Source organism: Brevibacillus fulvus (genome assembly GCF_016908525.1).
GTDB classification, from domain to species: domain Bacteria; phylum Bacillota; class Bacilli; order Brevibacillales; family Brevibacillaceae; genus Brevibacillus_G; species Brevibacillus_G fulvus.
The window spans coordinates 139,634-159,502 of record NZ_JAFBEB010000001.1; the positions used below are offsets into that span (position 1 = coordinate 139,634).

The 19,869-nt window shown below is 50.7% G+C and carries 26 protein-coding genes; 19 read left to right on the plus strand and 7 right to left on the minus strand.

Annotation, left to right across the window (positions count from 1 at the left end; all coding sequences use genetic code 11):
• Positions 1-21 precede the first annotated feature (21 nt).
• The gene (gcvPB, locus tag JOD01_RS00740) at positions 22-1,452 is read left to right on the plus strand and encodes an aminomethyl-transferring glycine dehydrogenase subunit GcvPB (RefSeq protein WP_239565143.1); all 1,431 of its coding nucleotides are present in this window, start codon (positions 22-24) and stop codon (positions 1,450-1,452) included.
• A gap of 146 nt (positions 1,453-1,598) precedes the next feature.
• Entirely contained in the window at positions 1,599-2,429 is an 831-nt protein-coding gene (locus tag JOD01_RS00745) for a lipoate--protein ligase family protein (protein WP_204516305.1), read from the plus strand.
• 120 nt (positions 2,430-2,549) lie between these two features.
• Here JOD01_RS00745 and dat read toward each other — a convergent pair whose 3' ends face one another.
• Together dat and JOD01_RS00755 are read right to left on the minus strand one after the other, a co-directional pair.
• Positions 2,550-3,401 (minus strand): D-amino-acid transaminase, encoded by an 852-nt coding sequence (gene dat, locus JOD01_RS00750; protein ID WP_204516306.1) that lies wholly within the window; start codon positions 3,399-3,401, stop codon positions 2,550-2,552.
• 79 nt (positions 3,402-3,480) lie between these two features.
• Positions 3,481-4,497: a hypothetical protein gene (locus tag JOD01_RS00755; protein WP_204516307.1), complete on the minus strand. Its 1,017-nt coding sequence runs from the start codon at positions 4,495-4,497 to the stop codon at positions 3,481-3,483.
• A 186-nt stretch (positions 4,498-4,683) separates the two neighbouring features.
• On the opposite strand from JOD01_RS00755, the gene mntR reads away from it, so the two are divergent.
• The 3 genes from mntR to JOD01_RS20020 all read left to right on the plus strand — a co-directional run bounded on the left by mntR (position 4,684) and on the right by JOD01_RS20020 (position 6,493).
• The gene (gene mntR / locus JOD01_RS00760; protein ID WP_204516308.1) at positions 4,684-5,112 is read left to right on the plus strand and encodes a transcriptional regulator MntR; all 429 of its coding nucleotides are present in this window, start codon (positions 4,684-4,686) and stop codon (positions 5,110-5,112) included.
• A 165-nt stretch (positions 5,113-5,277) separates the two neighbouring features.
• Entirely contained in the window at positions 5,278-6,225 is a 948-nt protein-coding gene (locus tag JOD01_RS00765) for a patatin-like phospholipase family protein (RefSeq protein WP_204516309.1), read from the plus strand.
• Between the two features lie 91 nt (positions 6,226-6,316).
• A complete protein-coding gene (locus JOD01_RS20020) occupies positions 6,317-6,493 on the plus strand; it encodes a zinc-binding dehydrogenase (RefSeq protein ID WP_420829063.1) in 177 nt (58 codons plus the stop codon).
• Between the two features lie 106 nt (positions 6,494-6,599).
• Here JOD01_RS20020 and JOD01_RS00775 read toward each other — a convergent pair whose 3' ends face one another.
• Positions 6,600-6,947, minus strand: a complete 348-nt coding sequence (locus JOD01_RS00775; protein WP_204516310.1) for a hypothetical protein — start codon at positions 6,945-6,947, stop codon at positions 6,600-6,602.
• 32 nt (positions 6,948-6,979) lie between these two features.
• Complete coding sequence (locus JOD01_RS00780; protein ID WP_204516311.1) at positions 6,980-7,918, minus strand: DUF1385 domain-containing protein; 939 nt, start codon at positions 7,916-7,918, stop codon at positions 6,980-6,982.
• A gap of 124 nt (positions 7,919-8,042) precedes the next feature.
• On the opposite strand from JOD01_RS00780, the gene JOD01_RS00785 reads away from it, so the two are divergent.
• The 4 genes from JOD01_RS00785 to efp all read left to right on the plus strand — a co-directional run bounded on the left by JOD01_RS00785 (position 8,043) and on the right by efp (position 10,726).
• The gene (locus tag JOD01_RS00785) at positions 8,043-8,507 is read left to right on the plus strand and encodes a YqhR family membrane protein (protein ID WP_204516312.1); all 465 of its coding nucleotides are present in this window, start codon (positions 8,043-8,045) and stop codon (positions 8,505-8,507) included.
• Positions 8,508-8,575: 68 nt separating this feature from the next.
• Positions 8,576-9,022: a type II 3-dehydroquinate dehydratase gene (gene aroQ, locus JOD01_RS00790; RefSeq protein ID WP_204516313.1), complete on the plus strand. Its 447-nt coding sequence runs from the start codon at positions 8,576-8,578 to the stop codon at positions 9,020-9,022.
• A gap of 36 nt (positions 9,023-9,058) precedes the next feature.
• A complete protein-coding gene (locus JOD01_RS00795; protein WP_204516314.1) occupies positions 9,059-10,126 on the plus strand; it encodes a M24 family metallopeptidase in 1,068 nt (355 codons plus the stop codon).
• A gap of 42 nt (positions 10,127-10,168) precedes the next feature.
• Positions 10,169-10,726 carry an elongation factor P gene (gene efp, locus JOD01_RS00800; RefSeq protein WP_204516315.1) on the plus strand — a complete coding sequence of 186 codons (558 nt, stop codon included), beginning with the start codon at positions 10,169-10,171 and terminating at the stop codon, positions 10,724-10,726.
• Between the two features lie 73 nt (positions 10,727-10,799).
• Here the strand turns inward: efp and JOD01_RS00805 are convergent, their stop codons facing one another.
• The 3 genes from JOD01_RS00805 to comA are packed head-to-tail and all read right to left on the minus strand — an operon-like array spanning position 10,800 to position 12,831.
• On the minus strand, positions 10,800-11,261 hold the full coding sequence (locus tag JOD01_RS00805; protein ID WP_204516316.1) for a DUF441 domain-containing protein: 462 nt from the start codon (positions 11,259-11,261) through the stop codon (positions 10,800-10,802).
• A gap of 35 nt (positions 11,262-11,296) precedes the next feature.
• A complete protein-coding gene (locus JOD01_RS00810) occupies positions 11,297-12,013 on the minus strand; it encodes a 2-phosphosulfolactate phosphatase (protein ID WP_204516317.1) in 717 nt (238 codons plus the stop codon).
• Complete coding sequence (gene comA / locus JOD01_RS00815) at positions 12,004-12,831, minus strand: phosphosulfolactate synthase (RefSeq protein WP_204516318.1); 828 nt, start codon at positions 12,829-12,831, stop codon at positions 12,004-12,006. The genes JOD01_RS00810 and comA overlap by 10 nt, the downstream gene beginning before the upstream one ends.
• Before the next feature lie 182 nt (positions 12,832-13,013).
• On the opposite strand from comA, the gene JOD01_RS00820 reads away from it, so the two are divergent.
• The 10 genes from JOD01_RS00820 to spoIIIAG all read left to right on the plus strand — a co-directional run bounded on the left by JOD01_RS00820 (position 13,014) and on the right by spoIIIAG (position 19,859).
• The gene (locus JOD01_RS00820; protein WP_204516319.1) at positions 13,014-13,277 is read left to right on the plus strand and encodes a DUF2619 domain-containing protein; all 264 of its coding nucleotides are present in this window, start codon (positions 13,014-13,016) and stop codon (positions 13,275-13,277) included.
• Positions 13,278-13,424: 147 nt separating this feature from the next.
• Positions 13,425-14,447: an NADPH dehydrogenase NamA gene (namA, locus tag JOD01_RS00825; protein ID WP_204516320.1), complete on the plus strand. Its 1,023-nt coding sequence runs from the start codon at positions 13,425-13,427 to the stop codon at positions 14,445-14,447.
• An 84-nt stretch (positions 14,448-14,531) separates the two neighbouring features.
• Positions 14,532-15,029 (plus strand): CD1247 N-terminal domain-containing protein, encoded by a 498-nt coding sequence (locus JOD01_RS00830; protein ID WP_204516321.1) that lies wholly within the window; start codon positions 14,532-14,534, stop codon positions 15,027-15,029.
• A 200-nt stretch (positions 15,030-15,229) separates the two neighbouring features.
• Positions 15,230-16,192: a stage III sporulation protein AA gene (gene spoIIIAA / locus JOD01_RS00835; RefSeq protein ID WP_204516322.1), complete on the plus strand. Its 963-nt coding sequence runs from the start codon at positions 15,230-15,232 to the stop codon at positions 16,190-16,192.
• On the plus strand, positions 16,186-16,704 hold the full coding sequence (gene spoIIIAB, locus JOD01_RS00840) for a stage III sporulation protein SpoIIIAB (protein WP_204516323.1): 519 nt from the start codon (positions 16,186-16,188) through the stop codon (positions 16,702-16,704). The genes spoIIIAA and spoIIIAB overlap by 7 nt, the downstream gene beginning before the upstream one ends.
• Before the next feature lie 15 nt (positions 16,705-16,719).
• Positions 16,720-16,923: a stage III sporulation protein AC gene (gene spoIIIAC / locus JOD01_RS00845; RefSeq protein WP_204516324.1), complete on the plus strand. Its 204-nt coding sequence runs from the start codon at positions 16,720-16,722 to the stop codon at positions 16,921-16,923.
• 11 nt (positions 16,924-16,934) lie between these two features.
• Positions 16,935-17,324 (plus strand): stage III sporulation protein AD, encoded by a 390-nt coding sequence (gene spoIIIAD / locus JOD01_RS00850; protein ID WP_204516325.1) that lies wholly within the window; start codon positions 16,935-16,937, stop codon positions 17,322-17,324.
• Between the two features lie 13 nt (positions 17,325-17,337).
• On the plus strand, positions 17,338-18,516 hold the full coding sequence (spoIIIAE, locus tag JOD01_RS00855; protein ID WP_204516326.1) for a stage III sporulation protein AE: 1,179 nt from the start codon (positions 17,338-17,340) through the stop codon (positions 18,514-18,516).
• A 10-nt stretch (positions 18,517-18,526) separates the two neighbouring features.
• A complete protein-coding gene (gene spoIIIAF / locus JOD01_RS00860) occupies positions 18,527-19,216 on the plus strand; it encodes a stage III sporulation protein AF (protein WP_204516327.1) in 690 nt (229 codons plus the stop codon).
• 7 nt (positions 19,217-19,223) lie between these two features.
• On the plus strand, positions 19,224-19,859 hold the full coding sequence (gene spoIIIAG / locus JOD01_RS00865) for a stage III sporulation protein AG (protein WP_204516328.1): 636 nt from the start codon (positions 19,224-19,226) through the stop codon (positions 19,857-19,859).
• Positions 19,860-19,869 lie beyond the last annotated feature (10 nt).

A 19,869-nucleotide genomic window follows, 5' to 3' on the forward strand; every position in this document is an offset into this window, starting at 1 on the left:
GAAAAAGCGCTGATTTTTGAAATGAGTAAACCCGGTCGGGTTGGATATAATCTTCCTTCACTCGATGTTCCCGAGGTCAAGCTGGAAGATATTTTGCCCAAGCATTTGATCCGGGAAACGCCGGCTGAATTGCCGGAAGTTTCCGAGTTGCAAGTCGTGCGCCATTATACTGAATTGTCGCGGCGCAACCACGGCATCGATAACGGATTTTATCCGCTTGGCTCTTGTACGATGAAATACAATCCAAAAATTAACGAAGATGTCGCCCGGATGCCCGGCTTCGCGCAGACCCATCCGTATCAGCCGGAGGAAACTGTTCAAGGAGCGTTGGAGGTGCTGTACAACCTTCAGCAAGATTTGGCGGAGATTACCGGCATGGACGCCGTCACCTTGCAGCCGGCTGCCGGAGCGGCGGGCGAATGGACCGGTCTGATGCTGATCCGCGCTTACCATGAAAGCCGCGGCGAGCAGCAGCGGACCAAAGTCATCGTCCCGAATTCCGCGCATGGAACCAACCCGGCTTCGGCGACGATTGCCGGCCTGGAAACGATCACCATTCCTTCTGACGAACGCGGGCTGGTCAGCATTGACGCGCTGCGCGAAGCAGTCGGGCCGGATACGGCAGCCTTGATGCTGACAAACCCGAACACGCTCGGTTTGTTTGAGGAAGATATTGTGGAGATGGCCAAAATCGTTCACGAAGCGGGCGGATTGCTGTATTACGACGGGGCCAACGCCAATGCGATCCTTGGCATTGCCCGCCCGGGGGATATGGGCTTTGATGTCGTCCACCTGAATTTGCACAAAACATTTACCGGTCCGCACGGCGGGGGCGGACCAGGTGCCGGTCCGGTCGGGGTGAAATCGCTGTTGCTCCCGTTCTTGCCGACGCCGACGGTAGCGAAGCGCGAAGATGGCAGCTTTTATCTGGACAGCGAGCGCCCGCAATCAATCGGGAGGGTCAAAGGTTACCACGGCAACTTTGGCATTTTGTTGCGCGCCTACAGCTATATTCGCTCGATGGGGGCGGAAGGCTTGCTGCAAGTATCGCAAAATGCTGTGCTCAATGCCAACTACATGATGCGGCGGTTGGCCGAGGCATACGAACTGCCGTTTGATCGTGTCTGCAAACATGAGTTTGTGCTCTCCGGCACGCGGCAGAAGAAACTCGGGGTTCGCACGCTCGACATTGCCAAACGCTTGCTCGATTTCGGCTACCATCCGCCGACGATCTACTTCCCGTTGATCGTTGAGGAATGTATGATGATCGAACCGACAGAGACGGAGTCGAAGGAAACACTGGATGAATTTATTGATGCGATGCTGCAAATTGCCCGCGAATGCGAAGAAAACCCTGAACTCGTTCAGGAGGCCCCGCACACGACGGTAGTCAAACGACTGGACGAAGCAACTGCCGCCCGCAAGCCAATTTTGCGTTACCAGCGTTCATAAACGAGCAGCAAGAGGAGAGCACCGAGAGTGTTCTCCTCTTTTTTCCATCGGTTGCAAGCGGCAGGCAAAAAATGTTCCGGCTTGCCGTCCGAGGCCGAGTAGGCGTAAAATGAACAGGCGAGAGTGGGTTTGGAGGAGGTTTTTCGATGGAACAATGGCGTTTTTTGTTAACGGAACCGATGTCGCCTGCCATGAATATGGCGATTGACGAAGCGATTTTAATCCGCCACAGCGAAGGGAAAGTCCCGCCAACGGTGCGCTTTTATACGTGGAATCCCGCGACGCTGTCGATCGGTTACTTTCAAAAGGCAGAAAAAGAAATTGATTTTGCTGCTTTGCGCGAGCGCGGCTTGGGTTTTGTCAGGCGCCCAACCGGAGGACGGGCCGTATTGCACGATCAGGAACTTACATACAGTGTAATTGTCTCTGAACAGCATCCGAAAATGCCCTCGAGCGTGACAGAAGCGTACAAGGTAATTAGCATGGGGCTGTTGCACGGGTTTCAGGCGCTTTCGCTGCAAGCGGAAATGGTTTCGCTCGCCACGGAAGCGGAGAAGGAGAAATACAGCTCGCCCGGCTCGTCTGCTTGCTTTGATTCGCCATCCTGGTATGAGCTGGTCGTCGAAGGGAAAAAAGTGGCCGGCAGCGCCCAGACACGGCAAAAAGGCGTGATTTTGCAGCATGGCTCGATTTTGTTGGAGATGGATGTAGAACTGTTGTTTTCATTGCTGAAATTTCCCTCGGAACGTGTCAAACAGAGAATGATGGACAGTTTCCGGCAAAAAGCGGTGACGATCAATGAAGTGAGCCCGACGCCGGTCAGTCTGTCCGAAGCGATTGCCGCCTTTCGGCAAGGATTTGCTTCTGGACTGGAAATTGAGCTTGTTCCAGGACAGTTGAGCAAAGAGGAACAGCAACTGGCAGCTGAGCTGGCCGAAACCCGTTATGGAACGGATGAATGGAATTTGCGTCGATAAAGGGTGGAGAAGACCGAAGCCAAGTGACCCGATCGGGGAAGAAACAGTCTTTGCCGCGTTAAACCCGTTTGTCTGCAAACAGACACCCCCCTCTCCGAAAAGAGAGGGGGGATGTTTTTGTTAGACAGACACCTGCATACGGATGTTTTCTTCAAAGAGAGCCTGCAACTTTTTGACAACATGTCCGACTTGACCGTTGCCGACTGGCTGGCCGTCCACGCTGGTAATCGGGGTAATTTCCGAAGTGGTCCCGGTGAGGAACAGCTCATCAGCCTGTTTGACGAAATCGATGGAAAACGCCTCTTCCTGAACAGGAATGCCGCTTTTCAATGCCAAATCAATAACGGTTTGCCGCGTGATCCCGTGCAAGATCAGATTGTTCGCCGGGTGGGTGTAAAGTTGTCCATCTTTTACGGCAAAGAAGTTGGATGCGCTGCACTCGGTGACAATACCGTCGCGATGCAGGATGCAATCGGCAGCCCCGGCATCTTTAGCCTCTTCTTTTACCAACACGGCGCCCAGCAAATTCAATGTCTTGATATCGCAACGCAACCAACGGATATCGGCAACCAATTTGGCGGAAATCCCGTTGTTCAGTTGTTCGAGCGGACGCTCTTTTCGTCTGACAAAAGCCGTCAAAACCGGCTCGGATGATTGGGGAATATCGTGTTGACGCGGGGAAGCGCCGCGACTGACTTGCAAATAAAGAATGGCATCATCCTGGGAAGTGATTCCGTTTTTAGCCATTAACTGTGCCGCAATCTCACTCAATTGTGCGGAATTCCACGGAAGGTCCAGTCTGATTTCCCGGGCACTGCGAAACAAGCGGGCAAGATGCGCCTCCCATTGGTACAGTCTTCCCTGGTAAATCCGGGCTACTTCGTAAATGCCATCGCCAAAGTTGTAGCCGCGATCTTCCGCCTGTATGGACGGTTCTCCTTCTTCTACCCAATTGCCATTCACATAAAGCATCTTCCATCCTCCTCGTCTTAAGCAACAGCTATCGATATGTAATCTTTTCTTTCAAACATAGCAGAGGAATGAGCAAGGGTCAACGTCGTTTCCAATAAAATAAAAACAAAAGAGCGAATCCGGCATAGGTAATTACGGCCTGGACGATCGAACCGAAAGAAGGACTCTGCAAGGAAAGCATGCCGGCAGCCACCGTCAGCGTCAACATGACCACCAGCAGCGACGATTGGCGAAGCTCGAATTTTTCGCTTAACGGCACGGCCATTCCGTACAGACAGCAGCTGATAGTCACAATCGTTTGGCCAAGCGACAGCAGCCCATAAAAGAGGGCGTAGCTCGTGCCCCATTTGCTGAACAGCTCATAAAAAGGGACGGGAGAGCCGTTGAGGTCGTGCCAGTAACTTAATAACGCCAAATGTCCCAGCAAAGCGGTTGCCAAGTGCAGCGCGCCAGCGGACAGCAATCCCACGCGGATGTTGAAGAAGGATTCACTGCGTCTCGCCAAAGGGATGGATAACGTTAGCAGCAAAATGAAGTGGAGTCCGAGATAGAACAGAGCATGCCACAACCATTGGGTGTTAAGTTGATATGTGAGAACCGGCACCGGGACATGGCCTTGACTGGCAATTGTAGAAATCATCAGGCAGACAAAGCAGCCCCAGCAGACGAGGATGAGCCACACGAAACGGGCAGCGATCTGCTCGATAAACCAAAAAGACAACACACAAGGCAGCAGGAGAAACAAGAAAAATAAGGAAGTAGTAAAATTGGGAAGCAATTTTGCGTATTGACCAAGTACAGTTCCGCAATAAGCAAGTAACCCCACATACAGCAGCCAGGGGAAAACTGTACCCAGACTGGCCCCGGTCAAGCGGGCGCAAAGTTCAGCCAACGAATCGATCTGCTGCTCGCGGCAGTATTTGATCAGGACGTATGCCAGCGTATAGAGCGCGGCAATGGACAGGAACAGGCCGACTGTTCCCCAGGAACCGAAATAGGTGAAAAACCGTAACCATTCATATCCGTAGAGATACATCCCTCCAAGCGCGGAGGCAACGTATAACATGGCAAAACGCCAGGCTGCCGTTTGCTGCATGAAACATCACCCTTTTCATAGATGGTACAAGTGTATGAATGAGGAGAGGTTTTTCAGAACAAGTTTGCAAGAGCGCAGTAAAAGTTATCAGAAATGAATGAGGTTTTCCCTTGCAACGAGCTGGTTTTACAAGGTATTATGTTTTTATGTGCTTTTTGGCTATATTGCTTGAGTGGAGGAATGGACATGCCAACGCCTAGCATGGAAGATTATTTGGAGAGAATTTATAACTTAATCGAAGAAAAGGGGTACGCTCGGGTATCTGACATTGCTGAGGCATTGGAAGTACATCCTTCGTCCGTGACCAAAATGGTCCAGAAGCTGGATAAAGACAACTATTTGGTCTATGAAAAATATCGCGGACTGGTATTGACGCCAAAAGGAAAGAAAATCGGCAAGCGGCTGGTTGATCGCCATTCGCTGTTGGAAAATTTCTTGCGTTTGATTGGTGTGAATGAAGAGCATATTTACCATGATGTGGAAGGGATCGAACATCACCTGAGCTGGGAATCGATTACCTGCCTGGAATACCTTTTGCAATACTTTCAGGAAGATCCAAGCCGAATTGAAGAACTGAAGCGGATCAAGCTGGAGGACGAACAGAAACAAACATAGCGTTGATTGCACAGGCGAAGTCCACAGATCGCCTGTGTTTTTTATTCCGGAAATTGCCGCTCGGCTGACCGGGAACTTGGGAACTTGTAAGGAGCGGGGTTCTTCAATTCTGCGCATGAAGGTGAAAAAACTATTATATATAGTAGAGAGGAAGGGGGCACTGCGATGAAGGCCGATGCAGTTTTTGAGGGTGGAGGCGTCAAGGGAATCGCCTTTATCGGCGCGCTTAGTGAAATGGAAGCCAAAGGGTACCGGTGGGAAAGGCTGGCAGGTACTTCCGCCGGCTCGATTGTGGCCGCACTTCTTGCTGCGGGGTATCACAGCAAGGAACTATTGGAAGTTTTTCAAACGTTCAATTATATTGCCCTGTTGGAACGAACCGGAATGGGCAAGTTGAAATTTGTCGGTCCCCTGTACAACTTGCTTGTCCACGAAGGGATGTACTCCAGCAACGCCTTGGAGCGGTTTGTCGGAGAACTGCTGAAAAAGAAAGGAATCGTTACCTTTGCAGATTTGCCGCCCGATAAGCTGAAGATTATTGCTTCCGATCTGACGGCAGGAAGAATGATCGTTTTTCCCGATGATTTGCCCTCTTTTGGCATTAATCCGGCTTCATTTCCAATCTCGCGGGCTGTACAAATGAGCTCATCGATTCCGTATTTTTTTCAACCGTTTTTGCTGAAAAACGGAAAGGAACGCCATTATATTGTGGATGGGGCGGTATTGAGCAATTTTCCTGTCTGGCTTTTCGATGTTCGGGAAATCCCGCGATGGCCAACTTTTGGATTTCGGTTGCGCGGTCCCCAGGCCGATCTGACGACGACCAGAATCCGCAGTGTGTTTTCCTTGACCAAAGCTTTGTTTACGACGATGCTGGAAGCGCACGATCGTTTGTATGTCGAGAAGGCGCATGCGGTACGCACCATTTTTATTCCCACGCTGGACGTCAAGACGACCGATTTTGACTTGGCCGAAGAAAAACGCGCCCTTCTCTTCGAAGCGGGAAAAACCGCAGCGAAAAAGTTTCTGGAAACATGGAATTTTGACAAATATATCGAGGAATTCCGGAAACAAGAGCCGGAAGATGCCAAGAAGGCTCCTTTGATCAGGTAACACTGGTCAGCCACCATTCGTTCCAACAATCGCTGATGCTACCCCCAACATCGCCGACATCGCCAAAGCGTATGATGCAGACGCGAAATTTGTGATCGTTCAGCCTGGTCAAAGCGAACTGAATCAAATAGCGGAATGGGTGCAGGACAAAAAGCTGAAGCTTCAGATTAACCGCTTGTTCCCGCTGACTGAAAGGGGCCTGATCGAAGCCCATACGCTGATTGAAACCAAGCATACGAATGGGAAATTGGTTGTACAAATTAAATAAGAACAAGTAAAACAAAAAAAGAGGCTGGTCCAGATGACCAACCTCTTTCCTATTATCGGCAGTAGTGTTCGTGCACTTTCTCCACCTTTGGTGTTCCAAAGCACAATTAATGCAAAATGTTGGAGTCTTGATCATTTTGTCTATTTTTTCGCTTTCCTTTGTACCCCTCAATCACCCGAAACGGGTGCTCCCTGCGCTCGGTTTTGCTCGTCTTGCTCGTTTTCTTGACAGATGACCGCAGCGACTTTGTCTGATAGGTGTTTTTTCCTTTAAACGCGCTCCATTTCGGAAGGAAGCGGCCGGTTCGCAAATAGTTGCGGACGAAGTAAATCAACAGAGCAGACATCGCAATAATGAGCAGAGTATCAATGGGGTTGTTGATCAATGTCAGCAGAAAGCCGTATGCCGCCAACCCCAATATGATCCAGATAATCAGCGCAGGAATTCGGTTCATTGGCTTCACCTCAAATTTAATCGGACATGAACTTAGCCGATGGAAGCAACCTGACCTTCATCGAAAGAGCGGTCTCGCTCACGCATTTTTTGGAAGGCGGCGATTGCTACTTCCACTTGGTGATCTTCAGGTTCTCTCGTGGTGATCTTCTGCAGCCACAAACCAGGATAGCCCAGGTAGCGCAAAACCGGAATGTCTCGCAAGCTGTTCGTCCATTGCAAGACTTCATACGATAACCCGATGACCACTGGTAGTAATACAATACGCTGGAGAACGCGTTCCCATAACGTTTCATACGTGAAGAAGGAATAAACAACGACACCGACCAATACGGTAAAGATCAAAAAGCTGCTTCCGCAGCGATAATGCAAGGTGGAAAATTTTTGTACATTCGCTACTGTTAATTCTACCCCTGCTTCAAACGCGTTAATCACTTTATGTTCAGCGCCGTGGTACTGAAACAGCCTTTTCATCAGCGGCGTACGGGCCAACAGCGAAATGTAGCCGAGCAGCAAGATGATTTTAATGACCCCTTCGGCCAGATTTTGCGGAATTCCATCTGGCACCCATTTGCCCAGCAAACCTTCAGCTAAGAAGACAGGAACGAGCGTAAAGACGAGTTTGCCAAACAGGAATGACAATATGCCGACGACCGCCACACCGAGGATCATCGTCAGACGGGACGGCTCATTTTTTCCTCCCTCTTCTTCATGCTCCTTGCCGTATTGTTCGGTAGCAAAATTGAGATGTTTCGCGCCATTGGCCGAAGCTTCGATCAAACCGACGATACCCCTAACCACCGGAATTTTTTTCAGTTTCGTGGCCCAGCTATATTGCGTTCGAGGAGATTCAAAGTATTCGATTTCCTGATTTTTTTTGCGAATGGCCGTTACGGTTACTTTTTTTCCGCCAAACATCACGCCTTCAATGACTGCTTGACCACCGTATACGGGAATGTTTTGCTCTGCCAACAGTATCACCTTCCTATTCTTGAATCTTATTTTACCGCAAAGCAGCATGACAAGCTACAAGCAGATCCTGTTTGACGATCGTTAAGCTTGACAGCAATCGCGCATACTAGAATGGAGGTGATCAATGATGGGAATGGTCAAAACAAAACAAGCCAAACAACAGAAAGTCGTGACCAAACAGTTGAGTCTGCAAAAACTGCTTGAGATCTCCTTCTGGGGGACGGTCATGTGGGGGATTGTCCGGTTGCTCGCCAACTATTTTTCTTTTACGCCGTTTACGGTCGGCTCTTTTTCTCGGTTGATTTACGGAACAACCGCTGACAATTCTGCAATCGGCATCGTTACCGGAGCCTTGATCCTGTTTGCCGTCACCATCGTCGCTACCTGGTTGTACGCCACGCTGTTCGCCCGTATCCATGCATGGTGGCTCGGACTGGCGTACGGTTTGGTGTTTTTGCTGTTGTTCGCTCTGTTTTTCCGTGCGGGTACTTGGGGCGACACCACCATGAGCACAGAAATTGTCTGGTTTCTCTCCTATGGGCTGTTCATCGGCATGTCGGTTTTGATTGAAAAAGTTGATGTCGAGTAATTTCTGTTCAAGCATTTTCGCCGCATATGGTAAAATATTTTCGAAAAAGATGGCGAGGTGCTGCGCAAATGACTTCGATATTGATTTTAAATGGACCCAATCTGAACATGCTGGGCAAACGTGAACCCGACGTATACGGTCACGAAACATTGGAAGATGTGATCGCTGAGCTGGAAAAGGTGGCTGCTTCCGCGGGATGTGTTTTGCAGCATGTGCAATCCAATCATGAGGGTGACCTCATTGACGCGATTCACCAGGCCAAAGGCGTTCATCAGGGAATCGTATTTAACCCCGGAGCATTTACTCACTATAGTTATGCATTGCGGGATGCGATTGCTGCAGTGTCTTTGCCAGTGATCGAAGTACATATTTCCAATGTTCATGCGCGCGAGTCGTTCCGTCATCATTCCGTGATTGCCCCGGTGGCATTGGGGCAAATCGTCGGTTTGGGCACGTTGGGCTACCAATTGGCCTTGCGCGCGTTGCTTCACAAACTGCAAGATCAAACAGCGTAACGGAGAAACCGTTCGGCCAGAGGAGAGATGATGGAAATGAGTCGCATGGAAAGGCTGCGGGCGAAGCTGAAAGAATTGGGAGCGGATGCCTTTATTACCGAAAAAGCGGAGAATCGCCGTTATCTAAGCGGGTTTACCGGATCGACCGGCTGGGTCATCGTAACCGCGGACCAAGCGCTTTTTGTCACCGATTTTCGCTATATCGATCAGGCGAAAGAGCAATGTCATGGTTACACGATCATCAATAACCAACGGCAGCCGCTGGAGGCGATTCGCCAGCAGCTGCAGCAGTTGCAAGTAAAAAAACTTGCCTTTGAAACATCGATTTCCTTCGCTGCTTACGACCAGTGGCAAAAAAGCTTCGCGGGCGTCGAACTTGTCCCTGTATCCGGCTTGATTGAGCAACTGCGCATGATTAAGGAAGCGGCGGAGGTCGAGGTGATTCGGCAAGCAGCGCGCATTGCCGACGAAGCGTACGAACATATTCTCGGGTTTGTCAAACCGGGCATGAGAGAAATTGATGTCGCCATCGAACTGGAATTCTTCATGCGCAAACACGGAGCAGATGCTTCGGCGTTTGACATGATTGTCGCATCCGGAGTGCGCGGTGCGCTGCCGCATGGCCGGGCCAGCGAGAAGCGGATTGAGGCAGGGGAAATGGTGACGATTGATTTCGGTGCATTGTATCGCGGCTATGTCTCCGATGTGACCCGTACGTTTGCGGTTGGGGAACCAGATCCCAAGATGAAAGAAATCTACGATATTGTGTTGCAGGCGCAGTTAAATGGCGTAAACAAGCTGAAACCGGGAATGACCGGCAAGGAAGGGGACGCATTGACCCGCGATATCATTGCGGCCGCCGGATACGCAGAAGCTTACGGCCACAGTACGGGACATGGCATCGGTCTGGAAGTGCACGAGGGACCGGCTTTGTCGACCGTCAGCAGTACCGTGTTGGAACCGGGCATGGTCGTTACTGTTGAACCAGGCATTTATGTCAGCGGGCTTGGCGGCGTCCGGATTGAGGATGACGTGCTGATTACCGCGGATGGCTGTGAGATACTGACGAAATCAACGAAAGAGTTGCTCATTTTGTCTGTCTAATTTATACTATTGAATGGTTATTGATCTTTTAGGAGGCCGAACATGATTTCAGTAAACGACTTTCGCACTGGTTTAACCATCGAAGTAGATGGAAACATTTACCAAGTGATTGAGTTTCAGCACGTAAAACCGGGAAAAGGGGCTGCGTTCGTTCGTACGAAACTGCGCAACCTGCGTAATGGAAACGTAACGGAAACGACCTTCCGCGGCGGTGAAAAAGTAAACCCAGCCCGGATTGAGACCAGTACCATGCAATATCTGTATGCAAGTGGTGACGAGTACACCTTCATGAATACAGAAACGTATGAACAGCTTACTTTTACTCGCAGCCAGATTGAACACGAATTGAAATTCCTCAAGGAAAACATGAATGTGCAAATTATGCAGTATAACGGAGAAACAATCGGAATTCAATTGCCAAACACAGTTGAACTGGTTGTAACCGAAACCGAACCGGGCATCAAAGGCGATACCGCAACCGGGGCAACGAAAAAAGCTACCCTGGAAACCGGTTTTGTCGTCAACGTTCCTTTGTTTGTCAATGAAGGAGACAAACTGATCATTGATACCCGCACCGAACAATACGTTTCTCGCGCTTAACGAAAAACGGAGAAGCAACAAAGCAGCCCTGACCATGGTGTCAGGGCTTTTTGCTGTTCCGGCTGCGGTCTTTTCACCGAAACCAGTCGAAAATTTTGATGAAGAAAGCAGTGAGGCCGGCAGCCATCAATGGCCCAACGGGAATTCCCCGCAAAAATACGATGCCAAATATGGAACCGATCACCAGGCCGACAATCAAATGCGGTTCTGTTTTCAACATATCGAGGCCTTTCCCGTTCATCCAGGTGGCGATGGCTCCGCCAGCTAAAGCCAAAACACCGATGACGGTTGTAAAAAGCGGCGTAACATCTTTCCAGGTAATTTTTTCGCTGGCGAACGGGACGAGCACGGAAATGGTTAAAAACAGCAAGCCAAGTTCCAGCCCTCGTCTTTCCACGGCAGGAAAAAAGCGCTCCAACGATGTCAGTTTCAGGACCAACAAAATACTGGCAGCGGTAGCGATGATCGGCGACCGCCCAATTAATCCTACCACAATAAGAATAACAAGCATTACTTCTCCCGTGAATACATGCATCCTGATCGAACCCCTGTCCCTAATCTTTTACTACTCTATGAGACAAGGTGCGGGAGTATGCTTGTTTCCTTGACCAGCGGCACCAAGTCAACGCGGTCCAACTGGCTGCAGTAATCGAGATCGGCGGTAAATCCATGCTGCAACAACCGTCTGCCGGTTGTCGTTTGCTCAAGACGTTCCCGTAATCGCTCGCGTTCGTACAAATAGCTGGCCGACATTGCTTCGGCGAAATCGCAAACCGACAATTGCGGCAACAGCTGCTTGGCCCGATCAGTCATACAGCCGGCGGCCAACCCGTCTTCCAATGCAAACTGAGCGCGTGTGCCTGCGCAGAGCAACGTGATGTCCCGCTGGTAGGACAATGCATGGCGAATCGTTGCCGAGGCGTTCAGAAAACAGCCGATTAACACGGCGTGCGCCAGCCTGGCTTGCTCGATCGCCCGTGTGCCATTGGTGGTCGTCAACACAAGCTGTTTTCCCCGGTCGGAGCGGGCCAACAACTCGGTAGGGGAATTGTTGCAGTCAAAATGCGGGATTTTTTCACAGAAGCGTTCTCCAGCCAGAACTGTCGCGGGTGAGCGCAGTTGCCAGGCGCGTTCCGCGGAGTCGACAGGGATGACGCTGGCAAATCCGCTGGCCAAGGCGGTGACAATCGTGCTGGATGCCCGCAGCACATCGATCACGACGACGATCCTCCCTTCAACCAGCTCGCGATGCGTCTCCTCCACGATCGGCACGATGTCTAGTCGCATGAACCGTTTTTCCTTTCCTGCAGGACGAACGGGGCTGTATCGGAGCGTAGCCCGCGGCGCAGCGACTCGACCGATAAAATATCAGCGGGCGCGATATTGCCCAAATTGACATCCGTCCCCAACGTTTGAATGAGCGCAACCTGCTGCTCTTTTTTCGGCGCTTCCCAAATCAGGCGCTCAGAGAGAGGACCGGCCGCCTCAACCACCTGCTGCAAAAATCGGGCATCCGTTTCCCCTTTTTCGTTATAAATCCCCACTGTTCCGCTTTCTCTGCCTTCCACGATCACATAGGCGGCTCCAGCTTGCAAATCTTGTTCTACCGTTTCGACAAGGAGTGCCAGTTCCGCCCGGAAGTCAGCCGCTTTTTTGCCAAATTCGGCATATACGGTCAATCCCGCCTCGGCAGCCAGCGAAATCGCTTTCGTTCGTTCCTCCCGCCCAAGCGGAAACGTGCCATCCGAGATTTCAATTGCGTTGAAACCGAGTTGGCGAATCATTTGCAAATATTGTGCAAAGGGGGATTGAAGCGACGCCAGTTCAAAAAACGTCCCGCCTGGCATAATATCGATCCGGCTTTCTACAGCCATCTCCACTTTTTGTTGCAAAATTTTCAGGGGATACAGCACGGACGTGCCAAAGCCAAGCTTGTAACAGTCGATATGGTCGGCTGCCACATTGAGCAAATCATGCATTTGCATAAGCCCCAAGCCTTTGTCGATCACCATGCTGACGCCTCTGTTGCGTGGTTTTCCTTCGCGCCGGGCGGAGGGATCGCTCCAGTTGTGGGGCCAGCCAAGATAAAGCGGTTTTTTCTTCATGTCTCTTCCTCATTTCTTGATGCATTTGTTTATAGGTATATGCCGGATACCCGTCAGCGGGTGTATAAAAAGCCGGGGAATCGCCGGAGGAGATAACTTGCCTGCCAAACGCATGTTGTCGAAAATGGCAAGACTAAAACGACCGGTACAGGCATAGAGTGGACACAAGAGGGGGGACGGGAATGCTGGAGAAAGCGATCATCGGAATGGCGACCTTGCGGATGATGTCGGGGACGATCGAAATATTGGCAGCCCTGCTGATCTTGAAACTAAACCAAGTGGAGAAAGCGTTGTTGGTCAACTCGAGCCTGGCCATTGTCGGACCATTGGTTTTGTTGACGACCACGACGATTGGTCTCTTGGGTATGTCGGACAGAATCAGCCTGGCCAAAATTTTGTGGATATTCGCCGGCATCGCATGTATCTTCATCGGTGTCCGTAAATAACGCTATTTGCAAACTTACATAGTGTCCGTTTTGCCGCGCATTTTGCATGGAACCATGCAGGATGTGCGCTTCTGTTTTTGACGGGAAATTGGGCGAAAGCTAAGATGGAGAAGTAGACAAGTTATGGTAAAGGGGAAAAGATGAGCGATGAGCCAGTTATTTCGTCCAATTACAATAGGGCAGCTTGCGCTGAAAAATCGGATTGTCATGTCGCCTATGTGCCAATACTCCGCCGCTGAGGATGGAAAAGTGAATGATTGGCATTTGCTGCACTACCCGGCGCGGGCGATCGGCGGTGCGGCCTTGTTAATTATGGAAGCAACGGCGGTGCAGCCAAACGGGAGAATCACCGATCAGGATTTGGGAATTTGGGACGATCAACAAGTCGAGGGACTGGCGCGCATTGCGGAATTGGTCCATCGGCACGGAGCAAAGATCGGCATCCAGTTGGGGCATGCCGGCCGAAAATCACGGGCGACCGGCAGGGTTGAAGCGCCTTCCGCGGTGGCGTTTTCCGCGGATTATGCGAAACCGGCAGCTTTGAGCATCGGAGAAATCGCGCAACTGGTAGAAAACTTCCAACGGGCCGCGATTCGCGCCAAAACAGCCGGATTTGACGTGATAGAGCTGCACGCGGCTCACGGCTACCTGATCAACCAGTTTTTGTCGCCGTTGAGCAATTTGCGGGAAGATGAATACGGCGGATCGGCGGAAAATCGTTTCCGCTTGCTGAAAGAGATTATTTTGGCTGTAAGAGCAGTCTGGAGCGGTCCGCTGTTTGTTCGGGTTTCGGCCGATGAGTATGCCGAGGGAGGCAACCGCCTGGAACAAACCGTTCAATTTGCCAAATGGATGAAAGCGATCGGAGTGGATCTGATTGATGTCTCTTCTGGCGGGGTCGTACCCGTTTCGGTCCGGGATTTTCCGGGGTATCAAGTCCCGTTTGCGGAAAAAATCAAGCAGGAGGCAAATGTGGCAACCGGAGCAGTCGGCCTGATCAGAACGCCGGAACTGGCGGAGGAAATTTTGCAAAATGGACGGGCCGACCTGATTTTCCTCGGACGGGAGCTGTTGCGGCAACCGTACTGGCCGCAGCAGGCAGCGCTCGAGCTGGGGGAAGAAATCGATTTGCCGACCCAATACCTGCGGGCATGGCACCGCAGAAAATAAGCCAGCAAACGCATCTTTTTCCAACGTAACTTCGTGCAATCTGGGGACAATAACGGTGTCAACGATTGAGGAGGGATCAACTCGATGGAGAAGCTGGAGAATCGAATCTCTTATTTACAAGGCTTGGCTGATGGGATGGATGTTGGCAGCAACAGTAAAGAAGGGAAAATCCTGCAGGAAGTCATTCAGCTGCTGGATGACATGTATGGAGAACTGCGGGAACTTCATGCGCGCATCGAGGAAACCGAGGAATACGTCGAAGCTGTGGATGAAGATCTGGAAGACCTTGAACTGTTGCTCTATGACGATGCGGAAGATGACGAAGATCTGTATGAGATGGTTGACGATTGTGATGATGAGCTTGCTGATGACAATGTCGACCAATTTTATGACTTGGATGACGACGAAACTGCCTATACGTTTGAAAATCAACAAAACGATGAATTTGACACTTCCTATGAGATTGAATGCCCGACATGCCGGGAAATCATTTTTTTGCATGAAGGTACCGACGACGAAGGCTATCACCATTATGTGATTGAACCGTACGATGCGGATGCGGAAGTCGTCAACCCGACCTGATTCCAGGAAAACAAGCCGTTACGCGGGAAAAAGCTTGCTGCTATAAACGCAGCAAGCTTTTTTGCATGAGCGGGCTTTTTTTTCGGGGAAGAACAGGCATAAAACTCGTCCCTTGGCGCATAGGATGGTGTTAAGTCTGTGTGGACAAAGTACCCGCAATCGAAGTTCGATCTATGCAGGAATGGAAGGAGGGAGGCCAAGTGAATGAGCTGTTTGCGGTACTGCCAGCCCCGATTCGCACATTGCTGAACAGCTTGCCTGCCGCTGTTCGTGACAACTTGGAAGAAGTGCGGTTACGGCAAAATCAGGCAATCGAGATCCGGTATGGGCAGCAAGCCAGTTATGTGACGGCTAGCGGACAGTTAACCTCAAATTCCAGACTTGGCTGGGTATTTACGGAAGAAAACAGGCAGAAGCTGATCAACCAGATTAGTCAACACTCGCTATATGCCTTTGAGGAAGAATTGAAACGCGGCTATATTACCGTAGTCGGCGGCCACCGTATCGGTATCGCTGGCCGCATTGTCATGGAACACGGTGAGGTGAAGGGGATACGCGAGATTACCAGCTTTAATATACGGATCGCCCGTGAGAAAAAAGGAGTTGCCGGTAAGGTTCTTCCCTATTTGTGCGATGCACCGGGAAAAGGGATATGCAATACCTTGGTTATTTCCCCGCCACAATGCGGCAAAACCACTTTGCTGCGAGATTTGGCGCGCATGCTCAGCTATGGGAGCGAGTGGGCCGCCAGCCGCAAAGTGGCCATTGTGGACGAGCGTTCCGAATTGGCCGGTTGCCTGCACGGTGTCCCGCAACGAGATGTCGGACCGCGAACCGATGTGCTTGATGCTTGTCCCAAAGCCGTAGGAATCATGATGCTGATACGTTCCATGTCGCCGGATGTGATCATCGCAGATGAAATTGGCCGCAGCGAGGACGGGGAGGCGGTTTGGGAAGCGATCCACGCCGGAGTCTCGATTGTTTGTTCCGCGCACGGCAACGATTTGCTGGAAGTGGCGCAGCGCCCCATGTTGGGCAAGCTGATCCAGCACGGAGCTTTTCACCGTTATGTGGTGTTGAGCAGAGCAAACGGTGCGGGAACCATTCAGGGGATATACGACAAAAATCTCAAGCGGTTGGAAAGGGCGCAGGTTGCATGGTAAAACTGATCGGTTGCATCCTCGTTCTCTTCTCCGCATCGATGGTAGGCTGGCAATTGGGCAGGCGCTATGCCAACCGGTCAAGTCAGCTTCGCGCACTTCTGCTGGCATTGCAAATGCTGGAGACGGAAATTGTATTTGGATTGACACCTCTCAATCGTGCATTTGTCAAGATTGGACAAAGAGTGCCGCGGGAAATCGGAAATTTGTTTCAAACAGCTGCCGAATTGTTGCAAACTGCCCGGGAATTATCCACACAAGCCTGCTTGCAGGCCGCGATTGACAAGCACTGGCCGCAAACGGCGCTGCGCAAAGATGAACGCGATGTTTTATCGAGTCTCGCTTTTGTTCTGGGAAGTTCCGATGTAGAAGATCAGCAAAAGCATTTGCGTTTGGCGATCACCCATCTGCACGCCCTCGAAGAAGAGGCGAGAGTTGAGCAGGGAAAGTATGAAAAAATGTACAAAAGTCTCGGGTTTCTCGGGGGATTGCTGGTCGTTATCTTGATGTACTGAAACGAGGTGTTACACGTGGACTTTGATTTGACTCCCGTATTTCAAATCGCCGGAGTCGGATTTATCACGGCAATCATCCAAACCGTCTTGAAGCAGTCAGGGAAAGAAGAGATCGCGCATTGGGCTACATTGGTCGGGTTTATCATCGTGCTGTTCATGGTGGCGCATTACCTGGGGGATCTGTTTGCAGAGGTTAAGCGGGTCTTCCTGTTCAGTTAGGAGGGCAAGCGATGGAAATCGTCCAGATTGTTGGTTTGGGCTTGGTTGCTACCATTCTGGCATTAGTCATCAAGGAGCAAAAGCCGCTGTTCGCTTTCTTGCTGGCAATTGCCTGCGGCGCGATTATCTTTTACTTCCTGATGGGTAAAATCTCGGAAGTGATCCGGGTTTTGGAAAGACTGGCGGTACAAGCCAACCTCAATATGGTGTTTCTGGAGACCATCCTGAAAATTATCGGAATAGCTTACATTGCCGAATTTGGCGCGCAAATGACGCGTGATGCCGGACAAGGCGCGATCGCTTCCAAAATCGAACTGGCCGGCAAGGTGCTGATTTTGGTGATGGCCGTTCCCATAATCCAGATCATTATTGAAACGGTGCTGCACTTGCTGCCGACTTGAGGAGGGGTCTTCAGTGGCTCGACTGGGCTGGGTGTTACTGATTGCGATTTTGCTGCTTTTCCCTGCACAAGCATACGCGGCTGAGCCCGCCTCTCCCGGACCGCTTGATCAAATGATTCGCCAGCAAGTGGAGCAACTCAATACCGATCGGGTGGAACAGTTTTGGCAGAAAACATTGCAAGAGTACAAGGGCTATTTGCCTGATCTGCAATCGCCAGGGTTCGTGCAATTATTGCTGCAAGAAGGAGAACTGAGCGTTGCGGGAGTTCTCAAGGGGTTGCTTAAATTTGCGCTGCATGAAGTGTTAACCAACGCCAAACTGCTCAGTTCCATTATTATCATTACCGTTATCGCCATGATTCTGGAAGCTTTGCAAAACGCGTTTGAACGCAACACGGTGACGGTCGTCGCCTATTCAATCACCTATTTGGTGCTGATGGTCCTGGCGATTAACAGTTTTCACGTTGCGATCACATACGCCAAAGAAGCGATCGGCAATATGTCCGATTTTATGCTGGCGATGATTCCGCTGGTCATCGCGCTGTTGGCTTCCGTCGGCAATTTCGTCTCAGCGTCCGTGTTTCATCCCTTGATTATTTTCATGATCAACACAAGCGGTATTTTAATCTCGACCGTTGTTTTTCCCTTGCTGTTCCTCTCGGCGTTGCTGTCGATTGCCAGCTTGTTCTCGGAACGGTATCGGGTTACCCAATTAGCCACCTTGTTGCGCAATATCGCGATGGGCGTGCTCGGTTCGTTTTTTACGATCTTTTTATCGGTCATCAGCATCCATGGAGCGACCTCGGCGGTGACCGATGGCGTAACGTTGCGTACGGCCAAATATTTCACCGGCAACTTTGTCCCGATTGTCGGGCGGATGTTTTCCGATGCTGCCGATACGGTGCTGAGCGCTTCCATGCTGGTCAAAAATGCCGTCGGGTTGGCCGGCGTGATCATCCTGCTGTTGCTCTGCGCCTTTCCTGCGATGAAGATTCTCGTGCTGGCCTTCATCTACAACCTGTCTTCCGCGGTGCTGCAACCACTGGGTTCAAGTCCGATTATCAGCGCGTTGGGGACGATCGGAAAAAGCTTGCTGTTCGTATTTGCCGCTTTGGCCATCGTCGGGTTGATGTTCTTCTTCGCGATCACGATTATTATTGCAGCCGGCAACATATCCTTGATGGTTCGGTAGGTGACAGGCTATGGAATGGCTGACAATCTGGCTGAAAAAAATCATTTTGTTGGTGCTTTTGGCCGCTTTTTTGGATCTGATCCTGCCCAACACGACGATGCAACGCTACGTCAGGATGGTGATGGGGTTGATTTTGTTAATGACGATTATTTCACCGGTTTTTTCCTTGTTCCATTTGCCGGTGGACGAACTGGCCCTGAAGCTGGATCGTTATCAACAGCAAATCAATCGACCGGATCAGACGGAATGGAAAGCGCTGGCGGACAAATTGTTGAGCGAACAGGATCAACAGGTTGACCACTATGTCAAACAGCAGGTGCAAACGGCCGTCCAAAGTCAGGTCAAACAGCAATTTGGCCTGGACGTAGACAAGGTCGACGTGAAAATTGAGCAGAGGGACGGCCAACAGCCGCAAATTACCGCCATTCAGCTGGCGATCGGCCCAAGTGATTCGGATTCTTCCGATGAACAATGGATAAAGCCAATCGCGCCGATCGAACCGGTTGTGATCACAGTCGGGCAAACGGCGGAAAAGCAGCAGGAGGCAGCGGAAACCGCAGGTATTGCGGAAACAGATTCCCGATACCGGGCAGTGGCGGAATCGCTCGCCAAACAATGGGAGCTAACGCCGGAGCAAATTGTGATTACCGATGAGCAGACGACAGCGGAGCCGATCATGCGGAACGCCGAACCGAGGTGAGAAAAGGATGTTTGACAAATGGAAGAAATGGTTTGCACAAGACGAAGCCACCAAAAAGCTGCGCCCGATCCATTATTTTATCGTTTTGCTTGGAGTCGGCATCGCCTTTATGATTTTGACCGATTTTCTTGAGGTCAAACCTGACCAGCCCCCAGAGGAAACGAGCAGCGCGCTTGCCTTTCCCGGAGGGGGTGAGGGTGAGCCTGCCGTTCCTGCCTTCGGCAATTCCGCGGGAAACGATGTGATTGCCGAATATGAAAACCGTTATGAAACACAGTTGAAAGAGATATTAGAAAAGGTAATCGGAGTCGGAGAAGTGGAGGTGATGGTAAATCTTGATTCGACACCGGAGATGATTGTGGAAAAAAACCGCGATTCACGCAGCGCAACGACACAGGAAACTGACAAGGAAAAAGCAACCCGCAACCAGTCGGAGCAGTCGCGCAATGAACAGGTAGTCGTTATTCAGGGAAAACAGGAGCAGCCGGTTGTGGTGAAAACGCTGAAACCGAAAGTGAGAGGGGTGCTGGTTGTTGCCAAGGGGGCTGAGAATATACAGGTCAAAGCATGGATAACAGAAGCAGTCAATAAAGTGTTGGATGTGCCGTTGTATAAAATTTCAATATTGCCCAAAAAAGGTTAGGAGGTTATTT

Bases quoted from the DNA above. Each gene is read 5' to 3' on its own strand.
- aroQ (WP_204516313.1), top strand. From the start codon at position 8,576: ATGACTTCGATATTGATTTTAAATGGACCCAATCTGAACATGCTGGGC.
- spoIIIAB (WP_204516323.1), top strand. From the start codon at position 16,186: ATGGTAAAACTGATCGGTTGCATCCTCGTTCTCTTCTCCGCATCGATG.
- JOD01_RS00745 (WP_204516305.1), top strand. From the start codon at position 1,599: ATGGAACAATGGCGTTTTTTGTTAACGGAACCGATGTCGCCTGCCATG.
- spoIIIAG (WP_204516328.1), top strand. From the start codon at position 19,224: ATGTTTGACAAATGGAAGAAATGGTTTGCACAAGACGAAGCCACCAAA.
- JOD01_RS00765 (WP_204516309.1), top strand. From the start codon at position 5,278: ATGAAGGCCGATGCAGTTTTTGAGGGTGGAGGCGTCAAGGGAATCGCC.
- gcvPB (WP_239565143.1), top strand. From the start codon at position 22: ATGAGTAAACCCGGTCGGGTTGGATATAATCTTCCTTCACTCGATGTT.
- spoIIIAD (WP_204516325.1), top strand. From the start codon at position 16,935: ATGGAAATCGTCCAGATTGTTGGTTTGGGCTTGGTTGCTACCATTCTG.
- dat (WP_204516306.1), bottom strand. From the start codon at position 3,401: ATGCTTTATGTGAATGGCAATTGGGTAGAAGAAGGAGAACCGTCCATA.
- JOD01_RS00755 (WP_204516307.1), bottom strand. From the start codon at position 4,497: ATGCAGCAAACGGCAGCCTGGCGTTTTGCCATGTTATACGTTGCCTCC.
- JOD01_RS00830 (WP_204516321.1), top strand. From the start codon at position 14,532: ATGGAGAAGCTGGAGAATCGAATCTCTTATTTACAAGGCTTGGCTGAT.
- JOD01_RS00775 (WP_204516310.1), bottom strand. From the start codon at position 6,947: ATGAACCGAATTCCTGCGCTGATTATCTGGATCATATTGGGGTTGGCG.
- spoIIIAF (WP_204516327.1), top strand. From the start codon at position 18,527: ATGGAATGGCTGACAATCTGGCTGAAAAAAATCATTTTGTTGGTGCTT.
- mntR (WP_204516308.1), top strand. From the start codon at position 4,684: ATGCCAACGCCTAGCATGGAAGATTATTTGGAGAGAATTTATAACTTA.
- namA (WP_204516320.1), top strand. From the start codon at position 13,425: ATGAGCCAGTTATTTCGTCCAATTACAATAGGGCAGCTTGCGCTGAAA.
- JOD01_RS00795 (WP_204516314.1), top strand. From the start codon at position 9,059: ATGAGTCGCATGGAAAGGCTGCGGGCGAAGCTGAAAGAATTGGGAGCG.
- efp (WP_204516315.1), top strand. From the start codon at position 10,169: ATGATTTCAGTAAACGACTTTCGCACTGGTTTAACCATCGAAGTAGAT.
- JOD01_RS00805 (WP_204516316.1), bottom strand. From the start codon at position 11,261: ATGCATGTATTCACGGGAGAAGTAATGCTTGTTATTCTTATTGTGGTA.
- JOD01_RS00810 (WP_204516317.1), bottom strand. From the start codon at position 12,013: ATGCGACTAGACATCGTGCCGATCGTGGAGGAGACGCATCGCGAGCTG.
- comA (WP_204516318.1), bottom strand. From the start codon at position 12,831: ATGAAGAAAAAACCGCTTTATCTTGGCTGGCCCCACAACTGGAGCGAT.
- JOD01_RS00820 (WP_204516319.1), top strand. From the start codon at position 13,014: ATGCTGGAGAAAGCGATCATCGGAATGGCGACCTTGCGGATGATGTCG.
- JOD01_RS00785 (WP_204516312.1), top strand. From the start codon at position 8,043: ATGATGGGAATGGTCAAAACAAAACAAGCCAAACAACAGAAAGTCGTG.